The sequence below is a fragment of the Streptomyces sp. NPDC046977 genome (genome assembly GCF_040644455.1).
Classification (GTDB): domain Bacteria; phylum Actinomycetota; class Actinomycetes; order Streptomycetales; family Streptomycetaceae; genus Actinacidiphila.
Genome location: NZ_JBEYWO010000006.1, coordinates 126,613 through 142,700 on the forward strand (window position 1 = coordinate 126,613; position 16,088 = coordinate 142,700).

At 71.9% G+C, this 16,088-nt stretch carries 14 protein-coding genes; 13 read left to right on the forward strand and 1 reads right to left on the reverse strand.

The features are described from left to right. The first annotated feature begins 188 nt into the window (after positions 1-188). On the forward strand, positions 189-641 hold the full coding sequence (locus tag ABZ883_RS11700; protein ID WP_360905355.1) for a hypothetical protein: 453 nt from the start codon (positions 189-191) through the stop codon (positions 639-641). A 67-nt stretch (positions 642-708) separates the two neighbouring features. Continuing rightward, positions 709-1,140: a hypothetical protein gene (locus ABZ883_RS11705; protein WP_360905357.1), complete on the forward strand. Its 432-nt coding sequence runs from the start codon at positions 709-711 to the stop codon at positions 1,138-1,140. 88 nt (positions 1,141-1,228) lie between these two features. Here the strand turns inward: ABZ883_RS11705 and ABZ883_RS11710 are convergent, their stop codons facing one another. Next, positions 1,229-1,900: a hypothetical protein gene (locus ABZ883_RS11710; protein WP_360905359.1), complete on the reverse strand. Its 672-nt coding sequence runs from the start codon at positions 1,898-1,900 to the stop codon at positions 1,229-1,231. A 179-nt stretch (positions 1,901-2,079) separates the two neighbouring features. Between ABZ883_RS11710 and ABZ883_RS11715 the strand changes: the two genes are divergently transcribed. From ABZ883_RS11715 to ABZ883_RS11765, 11 genes are all read left to right on the forward strand, one after another. Next, positions 2,080-3,258, forward strand: a complete 1,179-nt coding sequence (locus ABZ883_RS11715; protein ID WP_360905361.1) for a histidine kinase — start codon at positions 2,080-2,082, stop codon at positions 3,256-3,258. Further along, complete coding sequence (locus ABZ883_RS11720) at positions 3,255-3,911, forward strand: response regulator transcription factor (protein ID WP_360905363.1); 657 nt, start codon at positions 3,255-3,257, stop codon at positions 3,909-3,911. Before ABZ883_RS11715 ends, ABZ883_RS11720 begins: the two co-directional genes overlap by 4 nt. A gap of 157 nt (positions 3,912-4,068) precedes the next feature. Next, positions 4,069-4,269 carry a cold shock domain-containing protein gene (locus tag ABZ883_RS11725; RefSeq protein WP_360905365.1) on the forward strand — a complete coding sequence of 67 codons (201 nt, stop codon included), beginning with the start codon at positions 4,069-4,071 and terminating at the stop codon, positions 4,267-4,269. Between the two features lie 202 nt (positions 4,270-4,471). Beyond that, positions 4,472-7,426 carry a M14 family zinc carboxypeptidase gene (locus tag ABZ883_RS11730; protein WP_360905367.1) on the forward strand — a complete coding sequence of 985 codons (2,955 nt, stop codon included), beginning with the start codon at positions 4,472-4,474 and terminating at the stop codon, positions 7,424-7,426. Between the two features lie 415 nt (positions 7,427-7,841). Beyond that, positions 7,842-8,873 carry a LacI family DNA-binding transcriptional regulator gene (locus ABZ883_RS11735; protein ID WP_360905369.1) on the forward strand — a complete coding sequence of 344 codons (1,032 nt, stop codon included), beginning with the start codon at positions 7,842-7,844 and terminating at the stop codon, positions 8,871-8,873. A 129-nt stretch (positions 8,874-9,002) separates the two neighbouring features. Then, positions 9,003-10,274, forward strand: coding sequence for an extracellular solute-binding protein (locus tag ABZ883_RS11740; RefSeq protein WP_360905371.1), 1,272 nt, complete (start codon positions 9,003-9,005; stop codon positions 10,272-10,274). A gap of 9 nt (positions 10,275-10,283) precedes the next feature. After that, a complete protein-coding gene (locus tag ABZ883_RS11745) occupies positions 10,284-11,246 on the forward strand; it encodes a sugar ABC transporter permease (RefSeq protein ID WP_360905373.1) in 963 nt (320 codons plus the stop codon). A gap of 1 nt (position 11,247) precedes the next feature. Further along, the gene (locus ABZ883_RS11750; protein WP_360905375.1) at positions 11,248-12,144 is read left to right on the forward strand and encodes a carbohydrate ABC transporter permease; all 897 of its coding nucleotides are present in this window, start codon (positions 11,248-11,250) and stop codon (positions 12,142-12,144) included. An 87-nt stretch (positions 12,145-12,231) separates the two neighbouring features. Further along, on the forward strand, positions 12,232-13,245 hold the full coding sequence (locus ABZ883_RS11755; RefSeq protein WP_360905613.1) for a glycosidase: 1,014 nt from the start codon (positions 12,232-12,234) through the stop codon (positions 13,243-13,245). After that, positions 13,245-14,465, forward strand: a complete 1,221-nt coding sequence (locus ABZ883_RS11760) for a Gfo/Idh/MocA family oxidoreductase (protein WP_360905377.1) — start codon at positions 13,245-13,247, stop codon at positions 14,463-14,465. Before ABZ883_RS11755 ends, ABZ883_RS11760 begins: the two co-directional genes overlap by 1 nt. Beyond that, complete coding sequence (locus ABZ883_RS11765) at positions 14,462-16,087, forward strand: glycoside hydrolase family 13 protein (RefSeq protein ID WP_360905379.1); 1,626 nt, start codon at positions 14,462-14,464, stop codon at positions 16,085-16,087. The genes ABZ883_RS11760 and ABZ883_RS11765 overlap by 4 nt, the downstream gene beginning before the upstream one ends. Position 16,088: the final 1 nt, after the last annotated feature.

Below are 16,088 nucleotides of genomic sequence, written 5' to 3' on the forward strand. Positions count from 1 at the left end.
GCCGCGGTCGCACGGCCGTATGCCGGGCACCGGCTGCGTGCACGGCCTGCCCAAAGGCAGCGGCCCGCACCCGCCACCAGCGCTGTCGGCGCGCCGGCCTGCGTCCCGGATGCGTCCGGACGCGGCCGGCAACGAAGGCGTCGAAACGCGACGCGCCGTGCGGATTCGCCCTTCGGTAGCCTGCCCGTGTGGCTGAGACGTGGGACGAGGCGCAGCTGATCGCCGATGGCTTCGAGCGGGTGTACGCCGAGTCGGAGTGGTACGACGGGCCGCGCGCCGGGCTTGCCGACGTCGACGGCAGGCCGCACTACTTCCTGAGTGAGGATTACAGCCACGCCGACCTCGCCGACGAGTACAGCGTTTGGCCCGCGAGCGACGCGGCAGTGGAGTGGGAGCGCGAGCAGTGGGCGATCTTCGCGAGGTGGAACGAGCGCTATGAGGCAGGGACAGCGGGGCCGGAGACCCATCCGGGTGAGGGCGGGATCGACGCCAGCTACGACGAACTCAACCTGCTGCTGGCGCAGTACCGGCAGGCCCCCGACGACGCCAGGCGACTTGTGGGCGAGGTGCGCTTCGGGCCCGGGGCGCGCTACCGGGTGGAGGGCCCGGATTACTGGTTCCGGTGGCGTGCCGGCAGGTGATGCCTCCGGGGCGCTCTCGGGTCGGACCGCGCTGTTGTCCGGTCGCACGCCTGGCAGGAGGGGCTCGATGACGGTGCCGGCATGGCGCGGGGCGCTCGACCGGCTGTGTGCCGTGGGGGTGTCGCGGCGGGACGCCGAGTTCCCTGATGAGCTCTACGACCGTGTGGACGATCTGATCGATGCCTACGGTGCCGAGGACATCGCCGGGATCGTCGCCGAGGCTGTGGTGGCCGAACGGGCGACGGCGGAGCAGGCGATCGTTTTCCTGAACGTGGCCGCGTGGTCGGGGACGGACAACGGCGCGTCGATGGGGCACACACTGGACGAGTGGGTTCGCCGGGCGGACGACAGTCTTCGCTTGGGCATCGCGCTGCACCATGAACGCCACCCCCTGCCCACGCGTGCGGAGATGGTCGTGAAGCTCACGGAGATCGCCCGGGGCTTCCCGGAGCACCGGGCGATCTGTGAGCGGCACATGGCCCGTCGACCCGCGGACTGACGTCTGGGCGGCCCCGGGCGGCCCCGTCGGGGACGCCGGGCGCGGCGTTCGCCTCCCCCTGCGGGGCGAACGCCGCGGCCGGAGGCCGTCAGACCGTGCCGGCGGTCGCCGGCTGCGCGGTGGGCTGCCCGGCCGGGTCCGCGGTGCGGCGGGTCCGCAGGGCCATGAGCACGAAGGTGGCGGCCAGGACGGCGTACATCAGGACGGCGTTGTAAGAGCTGGGGGAGAAGTCCGCGAAGAGGGCGAGGAAGCCCGCGGGGGCCAGCCAGACCGGGAGCGCGCCGGCCCGCCACAGGCCGATCGTCAGCACCACCAGGCCGAGGTCGAAGGCGAACAGCCGGGCCACCAGGATGACCATCGCGGCCACGCCGTTGGAGATGGTGTCGTTGGCGGAGGCCATCGCCGTCAGGTTCTCCGCCGTGGCCAGGTCGCGGATGGCCAGCAGGAGGAACGGGTGGGCGACCAGGGCCAGGGAGCCGGTGATGGCCATGGTCCCGCCGATCCGTACGGCCACGCGGCCCCGGCCGGTGACCGCCGGCACCAGCCGGACGAGGCCGACGACGAAGAGGGCCGCGCCGACGATCGCGAGCAGATCGGCGACGAGGAAGGCTCCGGCGTGGGCGGAGACGAAGCGCAGCTCGTCCGCCGGCGTGGACGTCGTGTCGCGCGGGACGACGAGTTCGGACACCAGCCCGAGGACCGGCGCGGCGGCGAGGGCGGCGAAGGACAGCGCAGGGGCGCGCCAGGTGTGGTGAAGCATGATCCCCTCCATTGACTGCGGCCGGAACGCCCGGCACACCGAGGACGGTGTCAGCCGCGGCCGGCCCGCACCCGGCCCCGCAGTACCCGCCCGCTCCCCCCGCGGGGGGAATCCCACCGGCGCGAACCGGTACCACAGGGGGAACCGGCGCCGACTTTGCCCGACCTATACTCGCCACCGTGTTGGCCAGTCGCAGTCGGCTCGAACTCCTCATCGACATCGCTCCGGCGGTCCTGCTCTGCCTCCTCGGTGTGGTCGAGCTGACGGACTCGCCCCTGAACCCCGAGGCCGGGCCGCAGCATCTGCTGGCGGTCGTGGTCACCACCTGCGCCCTCGCGGTGCGCCGGCGGCACCCGCTGACGGTGGCCCTCGGCATCGCCACGGCCATGGCCCTGACCGCGCTCGGCGCCGAACCGTCCGACGAAGTGGCGGTGCTGCTCGCGCTGATCGTCGCCGTGTACAGCGCCGCGGCTTATCTGCCGACGGTTCAGCTGGTGGCCGCGGCCGCGGCGAACTCCGCCTCCCTCGTGGTGGCGATCCTCAACGACCCCTCGGACTCCGATCCCGGCAACATCGTGCCGACGATCGTGCTGTTCGTGGTGCTGCCCGCCGCGGTGGGTGCCGCCTACCGGCGCCGCCGCACCGCCGTGCAGCACCTCACCGCGCAGGCGGAGGAACTGCAGCGCACACGGGACGAGCAGGCCCGCCGTGCGGTCGCCGCCGAACGGCAGCGCATCGCCCGGGAACTGCACGACCTGGTCGCCCACGCGGTGAGCGTGATCGCCGTCCAGGCGGAAGCGGGCCGCGGGATGCTGGAGACGGACCGGGCCACGGCGGGACGGGCGTTCGCGGCGATAGCCGACGCCTCGCGCGGCGCCCTGGTGGAACTGGCCCGGCTGCTGCGGCTGCTGCGCGACGACGACCCGGCGACCTCCGCCGCGCCGGCCGAGCCCGAACCTCTGGTGCCCCAGCCGCACTTCGACGACCTGGACCGGCTGGTGTCCACCATGGGCGCGGCCGGGCTCACGGTGCGCACAGCGACGGAGGGCCTGCCGCGCCCGCTCGACCAGGGTGTCTCGCTGTGCGCCTACCGTGTCGTCCAGGAGTCGCTGACCAACGCGCTCAAGCACTCCGCCTCCGAGGTGGCCGAGTTGAGGCTGCGCTACGACGAGCACGTGCTGGAGATCGAGGTGCACACCGACGCCGGGGTCGGCGACTCGGGCCGCGGCGGCACCGGCAAGGGGCTCGTCGGCATGTGGGAGCGTGTCGTGGTCTGCGGCGGCAGCCTGACGCTCGACGTGTCCGCCGGCTTCACCGTACGCGTGCGGCTGCCGCTCGCGGTGGGGGTCCCGGCGTGATCCGCGTGGTCGTCGCCGACGACGAGATGCTGATCCGGCACGGGCTCGCGGCCATCCTCTCCGGCGAACCGGACATCGAGGTGGTCGCGGAGGCCGCGGACGGCGTGGAGGCGCTCGGCGAGGTGCGGCGCACCGATCCCGATGTCGTGCTGATGGACATCCGCATGCCCCTGCTGGACGGGATCGAGGCCACGCGCAGGCTCGCCCGCACCGCACCGCGCAGCCGGGTCCTGGTGCTCACCACCTTCGATCTCGACCAGTACGTCTACCACGCGATGCGGGCCGGGGCCTCGGGCTTCCTGCTCAAGAGCGCGCCGCGGCACCAACTCACGGCCGGGGTGCGCACGGTGGCGGCGGGTGACGCGCTGCTGGCGCCGATCCTCACCCGGCGGCTGCTGGAGGAGTTCCTCAGCGGGCCACCGCCGGGCGCGGCGGCCCAGCCGGCCCTCGACGACCTGACGCAGCGTGAGCTGGACGTGCTGCGCCTGGTGGGCCGCGGCATGTCCAACACCGAGATCGGCACGGTGCTCTGCCTCGCCGAGAGCACCATCAAGACCCACGTGGGCAATCTGCTCGGCAAGCGCGGACTGCGCGACCGGGCCCAACTGGTGGTTCTCGCCTATGAGTCGGGCCTGCTGCGCCCCGGACACTGACCGCGGAGGGCCGCCGGACGCGGCCCACGCCATCCCGCCGCCGTCCCGGGGGATAGACGTCCCCGTCATCGGGTAGGCAGGCTCCGGGGCCCGCAGCCGCGGGGGCCCGCCGGCGCACCTGGTGCGCCGCCACATCGGCACATGAGGGATGGACACGGTGGCATCTGGAGTCGTGAAGTGGTTCAACGCCGAAAAGGGCTTCGGCTTCATCGCACAGGACGGGGGGCCGGACGTGTTCGCCCACTACTCCAACATCGTCGGTAACGGCTACCGCGAGCTCCAGGAAGGCGAGGCGGTCACCTTCGAGGTGACGCAGGGCCAGAAGGGCCCGCAGGCGGAGAACATCGTCCGCGGCTGACCCGCCTGCCGCCCGCAGCCCGTGTCCCGTACGAGCGGGGCCGCCCTCCACGGGGGCGGCCCCGCTCGTCGTGCCTTCGGCCGGGCCGCCGCCGGGGCCCACGAGGTGCCGGTGGCCTAAGTAGGCCTTGAGACACCCTTGACGGTGGCGTGAACTTCTTATGGTATGGGCGTCCTTGTCGCAGACCATGTGAAGGAGAGTCGTGAGACCCAGAGTCTTAACGACCGTCGTTGCCGGCGCTCTCATCCTCTGCAGTGCGGCCATCGCGCCCGTCGCCCAGGCCCGGAGCACGATTCCGGCCAGGGGTGACGCGGACGAGGTCAAGGTGTTCCGCGCGGAAGTCACCAAGAGCCAGATCCCGTTGCTGCTCGAAGCCGGGCAGGACGGTCACGAACTGAGCGAGCAGGCGCCCGTCAACGGCACCGCCTCGGTCGAGGTCTACCTCACCGACAAGCAGGCCGGGCAGCTGGAACGCAAGGGCGTGCGGCTCACCGAGCACACCATCGCCGCCAAGTCCGAGGCGCGCCTCCAGAGCGCCGCCGAGGGTGTCTTCCGGCCGTACAGCGGCCCGGGCGGCATCAAGGAGGAGATCCTTGCCGCGGGCCAGGCGAACCCGAACCTGACCAAGGTCGTCTCCATCGGCAAGACGGTGAACGGTCAGGACATCCTCGCGCTGCGGCTCACGAAGGACGCGAAGAAGTCCAAGGACGGCTCCAAGCCCTCCGTGCTGTACATGTCGAACCAGCACGCGCGGGAGTGGATCACGCCGGAGATGACCCGCCGGCTGATGCACTACTACCTGGACAACTACTCCACCGACCCGCGCATCAAGAAGATCGTCGACAGCACCGAGCTGTGGTTCGTCATCTCGGCCAACCCGGACGGCTACGACTACACGTTCCAGGACCCGGGCAACCGCCTGTGGCGCAAGAACCTGCGGGACGTGAACGGCGACGGCGTCATATCCGCCGGCGACGGCGTCGACCTCAACCGCAACTTCGCCTACAAGTGGGGCTACGACGACGAGGGTTCGTCCCCCAGCCCCGCCAGCGAGACCTACCGCGGCGCGAGCCCCGGCTCCGAGCCGGAGACGAAGGCGCTGGACTCGTTCGAGAAGCACATCGACTTCACCTACGGCATCAACTACCACTCCGCCGCCGAACTGCTGCTGTACGGCGTCGGCTGGCAGGTGGCCACGGACACCCCCGACGACGTCCTGTACAAGTCGCTGGCCGGCACCCCGGACAACTCCGCGATCCCGGGCTACCACCCGCAGGTCTCCTCGGAGCTGTACACGACCAACGGCGAGGCCGACGGCCACGCGGCCAACGTCAACGGCACGGCGATGTTCACGCCCGAGATGTCGACCTGCCAGACCGCTTCCAACAGCGTTCCGGACGACCAGTGGAAGGCGGCCGACTGCCAGTCCGTCTTCAACTTCCCGGACGACGAGGGTCTGATCCAGGGCGAGTTCGAGAAGAACGTCCCCTTCGCGCTCTCCGTCGCGGAGACCGCCGCCCACCCCGACACCCCGTCCTCCTCGGTGGGCCTGGACGCGGCGGACTTCACCCCGGCGACCTTCGGCACCTCGTACTCCCGCGGCTCCGACCAGGAAGTCTCGGTCGTCATCCGTGAGTCGCTGCGTGACAAGAAGCTCAACTACCGTGTCAACGGCGGCCGTACACAGGGCGAGGCGCTGCACTCCTGGAACGGCGGCGAGACCTACGGCGGCGAGGACAACCTCTACTTCGACGAGTACCGCGCCAAGGTCAGGGACGGCGAGCCGGGCGACAAGGTCGAGGTGTGGTACACCGCCGAGACCAAGAGCGGCCAGCGGGTCTCCAGCACGCCCTTCACCTACACCGTGGCCGACCGGCCCAAGGCGGACACCCTCGTCGTCGCCGAGGAGGGCGCCCCGGCGACGCAGGCGCAGGCCTACGTCGACGCGCTCGCGGCCAACGGCCACAAGGCGGCGGTCTGGGACGTGGCCACGCAGGGCGCGCCGGACGCGCTCGGTGTCCTCGGGCACTTCCGCACGGTCGTGCACTACACCGGCGGCGCCATCCCCGGCAACGCCACCCAGCTGCAGCTGCGCGCGTACCTCAACGAGCGCGGCAAGCTGATCGAGGCCGGCGAGCGCGCCGGAGGCACCGTCGACCTCGGCGGCGGCAACCCCTCGGACGACTTCAGCCAGTACTACCTGGGCGCCTACTCACGCACCTCCACCCCCGGCGCCACCGCCTTCACCGGCTCCGGCGTCCTGGGCGGCTTCGCCGGTCCGCTCGGGGCCGCGCCCGGCAACCCGCTGGACCGGGCGGGCACGTACCGCGTCACGTCCGACAACCTGTCGGTCGAGGACTACCCGCAGTTCGCGAGCGCGGGCGCGGGCAGGTTCGACGGGACCGCGCCGCCGAACGCACCGTACGCCGGCGCCTTCATGGCGGCCGCCGTCCACGCGGACGACACGTACAACCGGCTCACCCGCACCATCGACCTGACGGGGGTGACCGCGGCCGACGCGCCCGCGCTCCGCACCCGTCTGCTCTGGGACACCGAGCCCGGTTACGACAACGCGCTCCTGGAGATCCACACCGTCGGCGCGGACGACTGGACCACGCTCCCCGACACCAACGGCGGCACCCGCACCGACGTGCCGGCGGAGTGCGAGGCCGGGTTCTACATCGCCGAGCACCCGTGGCTGAAGCACTACCTCACCCCGGGGAGCGACGGCTGCGCCGCGAGCGGCACCACGGGCACGTGGAACAGCTTCACCGGCGCCTCCCAGGGCTGGCAGCAGGTGAACTTCGACCTGAGCCCCTTCGTGGGCAAGAAGGTCGAGGTCTCGCTCAGCTACGTCACCGACCCGAGCTCCGGCGGCCAGGGACTCCAGGCCGACGAGGCCTCGGTCGTCATCCGCGGCGCGGCCACCGAGACCGAGGGCTTCGAGAGCTCCTTCGGCCCGTGGTCCGTCGCCGGACCGCCTGCGGGCAGCCCCGCCGTCGTCCGTGACTGGCGCCGCACCGGGGCGCTGTTCCAGACGTACGGAGCGGTCACCACGGAGGACACGGTCCTGCTGGGCTTCGGCCTGGAGCACCTCGGCTCCGCGGGCGACCGTGCCGATCTGCTCGGCAAGGCACTGGACTCCCTGGGCCGGTGACCCTCGGCGCGCCCTCCGCGGACGACCGCGGAGGGCGCGCACGGATCGTCCTGAGGGCGGCCCGCACCCCTTTTTCGGGGAGCGGGCCGCCCGTTTTCTTGTGCCGGGCTGCCGGCGACTTCGGCGGAATATTTAGGACATTTCACTCAATACCCCATGTATTGCTGTGCGGTCCCATACAAACTCTTGACACCCGTCGCCATGGAGGTCAGGGTTCCTCACATCGCTCGTTTAAACCGGTTCAAACGACAGATGAAGCAATCGCTTCGCGAAGATTGCACCGGTATGCGGGCGTCAGAACGTGCTGCTTCCGGCGCCGAGGTCGCCGCCGGACGGCGTGCCTTCGCGCACGCCGCCCGACGGTGCCCGCGATGCCGTGGTGGCTCCCTTCGCAGCCGTACCCGGAGAGTCCGTCATGGCCCGACGCCCCACCATCGCCGATGTCGCCGCACTGGCCGGCGTGTCCCGGGCCACCGTCTCCTTCGTCCTCAACGACCGCCCCGGAGTTGCCGCCGCGACCCAGCAGCGGGTCCGGGCCGCCGTCGAGAAGCTCGGCTGGACGCCCAGCCGCAGCGCCCGGGCCCTGTCCACGGGCCGGGCGCGGGCCGTGGGGCTGGTGCTGACCCGTGAGCCGGACCTGATCGGCACCGACCCCTTCTTCCCGGCGTTCATGGCGGGCATCGAGTCGGTGATAGCCGAGTCCGGCGACGGCCTGATGCTGCATGTGTGCCGGCCCGAGCACGAGACGGACACCTATCGCCGCCTGGTCGACGACCAGCGCGTGGACGGGGTCTTCCTCACCGACCTCCGCGTGGACGACACCAGGCCGGGTCTGCTGCGCGAACTGGGCCTGCCGGGCGTGGCCGTGGGCGCCGACGGCGGTGTCGAGGGGCTGGCGACGGTGAACCTGGACGACCGCCCCGTGGTCACCGGCGCCGTGCGCCACCTGGTGGAACTCGGCCACCGGCGCATCGCCTATGTCGCCGGCCCCGAGGAGTACCTGCACGCGCAGCGGCGCCTGAAGGCCTGCCAGGACGCGGTCGCCGAGGCCGGCCTGCCGCCGTGCCCGGTGCTGCCCGGCGGATTCACCGCCGAGGGCGGGGCGCTGGCGACGCAGGAACTGATCGCGCGCCCCGACCGCCCCACCGCCATCGTGTACGCCAACGACCTGTCGGCGACCGCGGGCATGGCGGTCGCGCAGGAAGCGGGGCTGCGGCTGCCCGAGGACCTGTCGGTGGTCGGCTTCGACGACGTCCCGCTGGCCTCGTGGACCCGGCCCTCGCTCACCACCGGCCGTGCCGACGCCGCCCGTTGGGGCCGCGCCGCGGCGCTCGCCCTGATCGACACGATCGAGACCGGCGCCACCCCGCTCGTGGAACTCGACCCCGCCGCGCTGATGCTGCGCGACTCCACGGGCCCCGCGCCCGCCACGAGACCGCAGCCCTGACCGACCCGCGCGGTCCGTACGGCCCGCGTGTCCCGGAACGTTTTTCTCTCATGAAAGGCCGTCCCCGTGGCCGGACGACGCCCCGGAACAGCCGTTTCATCCGCATTTGAGAAGATGGAGCACACCGCAATGAAGAAGACCCTCCTCGGAGTTCTCTCCGCCGTGGCCCTGACCGTGCCGCTCGCAGCGTGCGGCAGCGGCGGGTCCGGCTCCGCCGGCGGTGACGACGCCCACGGGCCGATCACCGTCTGGTACTCCAACAACGCCCAGGAAGTCGCCTGGGGCAAGAGCATGGTCGCCGACTGGAACGCCGCCCACCCGGACGAGAAGGTCAAGGCGCAGGAGATACCGGCGGGCAAGAGCTCCGAGGAGGTCATCGGCGCGGCCATCACGGCGGGCAACGCCCCGTGCCTGATCCTGAACACCGCCCCCGCCGCCGTGCCCGGCTTCCAGAAGCAGGGCGGCCTCGTGGCCCTCGACGACTTCCCGGGCGCGCAGAAGTACCTTCAGGAGCGGACCGGCGAGCGGCTCTCCCAGTACGCCTCGCCCGACGGCAAGCACTACCAGATGCCCTGGAAGAGCAACCCCGTCATGGTCTTCTACAACAAGCAGCTGTTCAAGAAGGCCGGCCTCGACCCCGAGCACCCCAAGCTCGCCACCTACCAGGACTTCCTGAACACCTCGCGGACCCTGGTCAAGTCCGGCGTGCACGCGGCCATCTGGCCCGCGCCGACCTCCGAGTTCTACCAGTCCTGGTTCGACTTCTACCCGCTGTTCGCGGCCCAGACCGGCAAGCAGCTCGTCGAGGACGGCAAGGCCCAGTTCGCCTCGCCCGACGGCGTCAAGGCCGCCGAGTTCTGGAAGACCATGTACGCGGACCACCTCGCGCCCAACGAGCAGTACAACGGCGACTCCTTCGCCGACGGCAAGGCCGCCATGGCGATCGTCGGCCCGTGGGCGGTCTCCGTCTACGGCGACAAGGTCACGTGGGGCGCCGTGCCGGTCCCCACCGTCACCGGCGCCGCCGCCAAGGGCACCTTCAGCGACGAGAAGTCCATCGGCATGTTCACCGCCTGCCAGAACAAGGGCACCGCCTGGGACGTCCTGAAGTTCGCCACCAGCAAGGAGCAGGACGGCAAGCTGCTGGAGGCCACCGGCCAGATGCCGATGCGCCAGGACCTCGCGGCCACGTACCCCCAGTACTTCGCCTCGCACCCGGCCTACAAGACCTTCGCCGAGCAGGCCGACCACACCGTCGAGGCCCCGAACGTGCCGAACTCCGTGGAGATCTGGCAGACCTTCCGCGACGCGTACACCAAGTCCGTCATCTTCGGGAAGGGCGATGTGAGCAGCGCCCTCCAGGAGGCGGCGGGCAAGGTCGACGGCCTCGCGAAGCAGTGAGCCGGCGCCATGTCCTCCACGCAGCATGACCTCGTCCGCCCCGGGCCCACGCGGCCCGGGGCGCGCCCCCGGACCGCACGGGAGCCGCGGCCCGGCAGGCTGCGCTTCGCCGGCCGGCACCCGATCGGCATCGCCTTCGTCTCGCCGTATGTGCTCTACCTGGCCGCGATCTTCCTGTACCCGCTCGGGTTCGCAGTGTGGATGTCCTTCCACGACTACTTCTTCGCCGCGCCCGGCGCCCAGGTCGACCGCCCGTTCGTGGGACTGGCCAACTACACCGCCGTCCTGACCGATCCCGCGGTGTGGAACTCCTTCCTCAACATCGCGATCTTCCTGGTCATCAATGTCCCGCTGACAGTGGGCGCGTCCCTCGTGCTCGCCACGGCCCTCAACTCCAAGCTGCGCGGGCGGGCGTTCTTCCGCACGGCCTACTACGTGCCGTACATCACCGCGAGTGTGGCGGTCGTCGGCGTGTGGCTGTTCCTGTTCAACTCGAACGGCCTGGTGAACCAGGCCCTCGGGCCCCTCGCGCCGCACCCGTCCTGGCTGGTCAACTCGCACCTGGCGATGCCGACCATCGCGGTCTTCGTCGCCTGGAAGCAGCTCGGCTTCTTCATCGTGCTCTACCTGTCGGCGCTGCAGAACGTGCCCGGAGAGCTCTACGAGTCGGCGTCCCTCGACGGCGCGGGCAAGGTGCGGATGTTCTGGTCCATCACCGTGCCGGCCGTGCGCACCGCGACCCTGCTGGTGCTGGTCATGGCGACGGTGACGGGCGCGAACCTGTTCACCGAGCCGTATCTGCTGACCAGCGGCGGCGGCCCGGACGGTGCCACCACCTCACCGGTGCTGCTGATGTACCAGCGCGGCCTCCAGCAGGGCCACCCCGACGAGGCGGCCGCGATCGGGGTGATCCTGGTGGTGCTGATCACCGCGATCTCCCTCGTCTACCGCCGCGTGCTGGAGAGGGACTGACATGGCCGACGCCCACGCCCCCACGCTGACGCGCCGTCCGGCGGCGCACCACAGCCCGCACACGCATTCCGGCGTCCGCCGGATCCTGTCGCGGCTGGCGCTGCTCGCCGGAGCCTTCGCGTTCCTCTTCCCCTTCTACTACATGCTCATCGGCTCGCTCCAGCGCGAGCCGGACAGCAGCCCGGCCGGGGCGTTCCCCCGCCCGGGGAACCTCTCCCTGCACAACTACACCGAGATCAACTCGGCGATCTCGCTGGGCCGTTCCCTGGTCAACTCGGGGATCTTCACCGGCGGCGTCATCATCTGCACCACTGTCTTCGGCCTGCTGGCGGGCTATGCCCTGGCCCGGCTGCACTTCCGCGGCAAGGGCACCACCTTCGCCATGGTGCTGCTGGTGCAGGTCGTCCCGTTCCAGCTGCTCATGATCCCGCTGTACGTGCTGATCGTGCGGGACTACGGCCTCGCGGACTCCTACCTCGGCATGATCCTGCCGTTCGCCATCAACACCAGCGCGGTCTTCATCTTCCGGCAGTTCTTCCTGCAACTGCCGCAGGCGATGTTCGAGGCCGCCCGCATCGACGGCGCGAACGAACTGCAGATCCTGCTCCGCATCGCGATCCCGCTGTGCAAGCCGGCCATCGCCTCGGTGGTGCTGCTGAGCTTCACCGGGCCGTGGAACGAGTTCCTGTGGCCGTTCCTGGTCACCAAGGAGCAGAACATGCAGCCGCTCGCGGTGTCCCTGGCCAACTACATCAGCACCGTCTCCTCCGCCGCCGCCAACCCGTTCGGCGCGATCCTCGCCGGCGCGTGCGTCCTGGCCGCGCCCGCGGTGGCCCTCTACCTCGTCTTCCAGAGCCGTTTCACCTCCACCGACATCGATTCCGCCACGAAGGGCTGAACCCCTGTGAACGACCGCACCACCGGTACCACCGGCTCCACCGCCTCGACCTCCGTCCCTTACCGCCTCACCCGCGTCGGCGTCGTGATGTCCCCGCTGGCCGGCGAGGCGAACGAGGCCGAGGGCGTGCTCAACCCCGCCTCCGGCCGCACCCCCGACGGAGTCCTGCACCTGCTGCCCCGACTCGTCGCGGAGGGCAACATCTCCCGTGTCGGCCTCGCCGAGGTCGTCGTCGAGGACGGCGTGCCCACCGGCGTCCAGCGCCGCGGTGTCGTCCTCGCCCCCGACGCCGGATGGGAGCGCGGCAAGAACAACGCCGGCGTCGAGGACCCCCGCACCACCTGGATCGAGGCGCTGGGCCTGCACGTCATGTCGTACGTCGCGTACGGCCCGCTCGGCCCCAAGCCGGCCCTCGCCGTCTCCAAGGACCTGGTCACCTGGGAGCGGCTGGGCCCGATCCAGTTCGCCTACCAGGCCGACCTGGACACCGACCTCAACCTGTTCCCGAACAAGGACGTTGTGCACTTCCCCGAGCCCGTGCCGGGCCCGGACGGCGAGCCGGCCTTCGCCATGCTGCACCGCCCGATGTGGGACCTCGGCTGGTTCCGTCCCGGCGAGGGCGTGCACCTGCCGGCCGGCATCACCGACGAGCGCCCCGGCATCTGGATCTCCTACGTGCCCGTGGCCGAGGTCGAGAAGGACCTCAGCGCCCTGGCCCGTCCCCGGGACCACCGCCTCGTCGCGCTCTCCGAGCACCCCTGGGAAGAGCTCAAGATCGGCGCCGGCCCGGCCCCGATCCGTGTCGAGGAGGGCTGGCTGCTCATCCACCACGGTGTGTCCGGCAGCATCGACGACCCGTTCGCCCAGCAGCAGAAGGTCAGCTACGCGGCGGGCGCGATGATCCTGGACCCGCAGGACCCGGCGCGCATCCTGGCCCGCACGGACGAGCCCCTGATGGAGCCGGAGACCGAGGAGGAGCGCTCCGGCACCGTGCCCAACGTGGTCTTCCCGACCGCGATCGAGGAGATCGACGGCGTCCGCTACGTCTTCTACGGCATGGCCGACGCCCACATCGGCGTCGCCCGCCTGGACCACGTCTGATGACGACCCCCCTCGGTGTCGGCCTCGCCGGCTGCGGCGCCTTCGGCGCCTACCTGCTGGACGCGATCGCCGGACTGCCCGGCGTGCGCGTCGTGGCCTGCGCCGACCCCGACCGTGACCGTGCCGCCGCCCTCGCGCGGCGGCACGGCGCGGCCGTCTGCCCCGACGCCGCCGCGCTGGCGGACTTCCCCGGGGTGGACGTGGTGGCGCTGGCCACCCCGCCCGCCACCCACGCGGACCTCGCGGTCGGCGCGCTGCGTGCCGGACGGCATGTCTTCAGCGAGAAGCCGCTGGCCACCAGCCTCGACGACGCCCTGCGCGTGGAGGCGGAGGCCGACCGTTCCCCCGGAGTGCTCGTCGTCGACCACGTGCTGCGCTACAACCCCGTGCTCCGGATGCTCCAGCGGCTGCGCGGGGAAGGGCTGCTGGACCCGCTGGTGCGCTTCGCCTTCGAGAACGACGCCGCCGACGAGGCCCTGGACCCCGGCCACTGGTTCTGGGACCCCGCCCACAGCGGCGGCATCCACATCGAGCACGGCGTGCACTTCTTCGACGCCGCCCGCGCCCTCATGGGCAGCGACCCCGTCGCTGTCCACGGCACGGAGATCCGCAGGGACGGCCGTGAGCCGGTCGGCGCCGTCGACATCGTGGTCGCCACCGCCACCCATCCGGGCGGCGCCGTCGCCACCCACACCCATTCGTTCACCCACGCCCACCGCGCCGAACGCCAGTTGATGCGCCTGGACTACGGCTTCGCCGAGGCCCGCGTCACCGGCTGGATCCCGACGTACGCCACGATCACGGCCTGGACGGACGAGGACGGCGCGCGCCGCTGGGAGCAACTGCCCGCCCGGGCCGGCGATCTGCTCGCCGTCCCCGGCCTGCGGCCGCACGGCGGGGAACGGGTCACCGTCACCGTCGAGCGCGACGCCGGGTCCGCCGCGTCCGCCCGGGGCCGCGGCGTGGTGCGCTCCGTCCCGCACCGCGTGACCTGCGTGGCCGACCTGGGCGGCGAGGCGCGCAAGCAGCATGTGTACGCGGAGAGCGTGCGCGCGGCCTTCGCCGACCTGCTGCGCTGTGCGGCCGACGGCGGCACCCCCGTCGCGGACGCCGCGTCCGGGCGGGCCGCGGTCGCCGTCGCGGAGGCCGCCACCCGGTCCGCGGCGACCGGCCGCGCCGAACCCGTCCCCGCCCCGCCGACGTTCGAGAGGGACGTATGAGCACCCCGGAACCGGAGTCCCGCACGCCCTGGTGGCGGGACGCGGTCTGCTACGAGATCTACCCCCGCTCCTTCGCCGACGGCAACGGCGACGGCGTCGGCGACCTCCCCGGCGCGACCGCGCGCCTGGACCACCTGCGCCGGCTCGGCGTGGACGCGGTGTGGATCACCCCGTTCTACCCCTCCCCGCTGGCCGACGGAGGCTACGACATCGCCGACCACACCGCTGTCGCCCCCGACCTGGGCACCGAGGCCGACTTCGACGCCTTCACCGCCCGCGCGCACGAGCTCGGCCTGCGCGTCCTCATCGACCTCGTCCCCAACCACACCTCCGACGCGCACCCCTGGTTCCGCGAGGCGCTGGCCTCCGGCCCGGGCTCCCCGGCCAGAAGCCGCTACCTCTTCCGCCCCGGCCGCGGCACGCACGGCGAACTCCCGCCCAACGACTGGCAGTCGGCCTTCGGCGGCCCCGCGTGGACCCGCGTCACCGCACCGGACGGCACCCCGGGGGAGTGGTATCTGCACCTGCACGCACCCGAGCAACCCGACCTCGACTGGCGGCACCCCGAGGTCGTCGCCGACTTCGAGCGGATCCTGCGGCACTGGCTCGACCGCGGCGTGGACGGCTTCCGCGTGGACGTCGCCCACACCCTCTACAAGGCGCCCGGCCTCCCCGACGCCGGCCCCGGCCAGCACCAGGACATCCTGCGCAACCACCTGATGCCGTACTACGACCAGGAGGAACTGCACCCGCTGTTCCGCACCTGGCGACGGCTGCTCGACACCCACCCGGCGCCGCCCGGTGCCGTCCCGCCCGGGCAGCGGGTGATGGTCGCCGAGGCCGCCGTCTTCGACCCCGCCCGGCTGGCCCGCTACGTCAGCCCCGGCGAGATGCAGCAGGCCTTCAACTTCGCGTTCCTCGAATGCCCTTGGGACGGGGAGCAGATGCGCGCGGTCATCGAACGCTCGGTGGCGTCCATGCGCGCCGTCGGAGCCCCCGTCACCTGGGTCGCCTCCAGCCACGACGCGATCCGGCCCGTCACCCGGTACGGCGGCGGCCCCCGCGGCCTGCGCCGCGCCCGCGCCGCCGCGCTGCTGATGCTCGCCCTGCCCGGAGCCGCCTACCTCTACCAGGGCGAGGAACTGGGCCTGCCCCAGGCCCACGTGCCGGACGACCGGCTCCGCGACCCGCTCTGGGAACGGTCCGGCCACCGTGAACGCGGCCGCGACGGCTGCCGCGTGCCACTGCCCTGGGAAGGGACCGCCGCGCCCTACGGATTCAGCACCGCCCCCGCGGACCACTGCTGGTTCCCCCAACCCGGCGACTGGGCGGACCTCACCGTCGCGGCGCAGGAGGACGACCCCGCCTCGATGCTGGAGCTCTACCGCTCCGCGCTGCGCCTGCGGCACGCCGCGCCCGCGGACGCCGACCTCGCCGTCGACGGCCCGGACGACGGCTCGTGGCTCGCCTTCGACCGCGGCCCCGGACTGCGCTGCCTGACGAACTTCGGCCCCGACCCCGTGCCCCTCGCGCCCGGCGACGACGTCCTGCTGGCCAGCACCCCGCTCGACGGCCGCGTCATCCCTGCGGACACCACCGTCTGGCTGCGCGGGCGATCCTGAC

Excerpts from the sequence above, each read along its gene's own strand:
- ABZ883_RS11735 (WP_360905369.1), top strand. The coding sequence starts at position 7,842 with ATGGCCCGACGCCCCACCATCGCCGATGTCGCCGCACTGGCCGGCGTG.
- ABZ883_RS11765 (WP_360905379.1), top strand. The coding sequence starts at position 14,462 with ATGAGCACCCCGGAACCGGAGTCCCGCACGCCCTGGTGGCGGGACGCG.
- ABZ883_RS11760 (WP_360905377.1), top strand. The coding sequence starts at position 13,245 with ATGACGACCCCCCTCGGTGTCGGCCTCGCCGGCTGCGGCGCCTTCGGC.
- ABZ883_RS11750 (WP_360905375.1), top strand. The coding sequence starts at position 11,248 with ATGGCCGACGCCCACGCCCCCACGCTGACGCGCCGTCCGGCGGCGCAC.
- ABZ883_RS11705 (WP_360905357.1), top strand. The coding sequence starts at position 709 with ATGACGGTGCCGGCATGGCGCGGGGCGCTCGACCGGCTGTGTGCCGTG.
- ABZ883_RS11710 (WP_360905359.1), bottom strand. The coding sequence starts at position 1,900 with ATGCTTCACCACACCTGGCGCGCCCCTGCGCTGTCCTTCGCCGCCCTC.
- ABZ883_RS11745 (WP_360905373.1), top strand. The coding sequence starts at position 10,284 with ATGTCCTCCACGCAGCATGACCTCGTCCGCCCCGGGCCCACGCGGCCC.
- ABZ883_RS11740 (WP_360905371.1), top strand. The coding sequence starts at position 9,003 with ATGAAGAAGACCCTCCTCGGAGTTCTCTCCGCCGTGGCCCTGACCGTG.
- ABZ883_RS11755 (WP_360905613.1), top strand. The coding sequence starts at position 12,232 with ATGTCCCCGCTGGCCGGCGAGGCGAACGAGGCCGAGGGCGTGCTCAAC.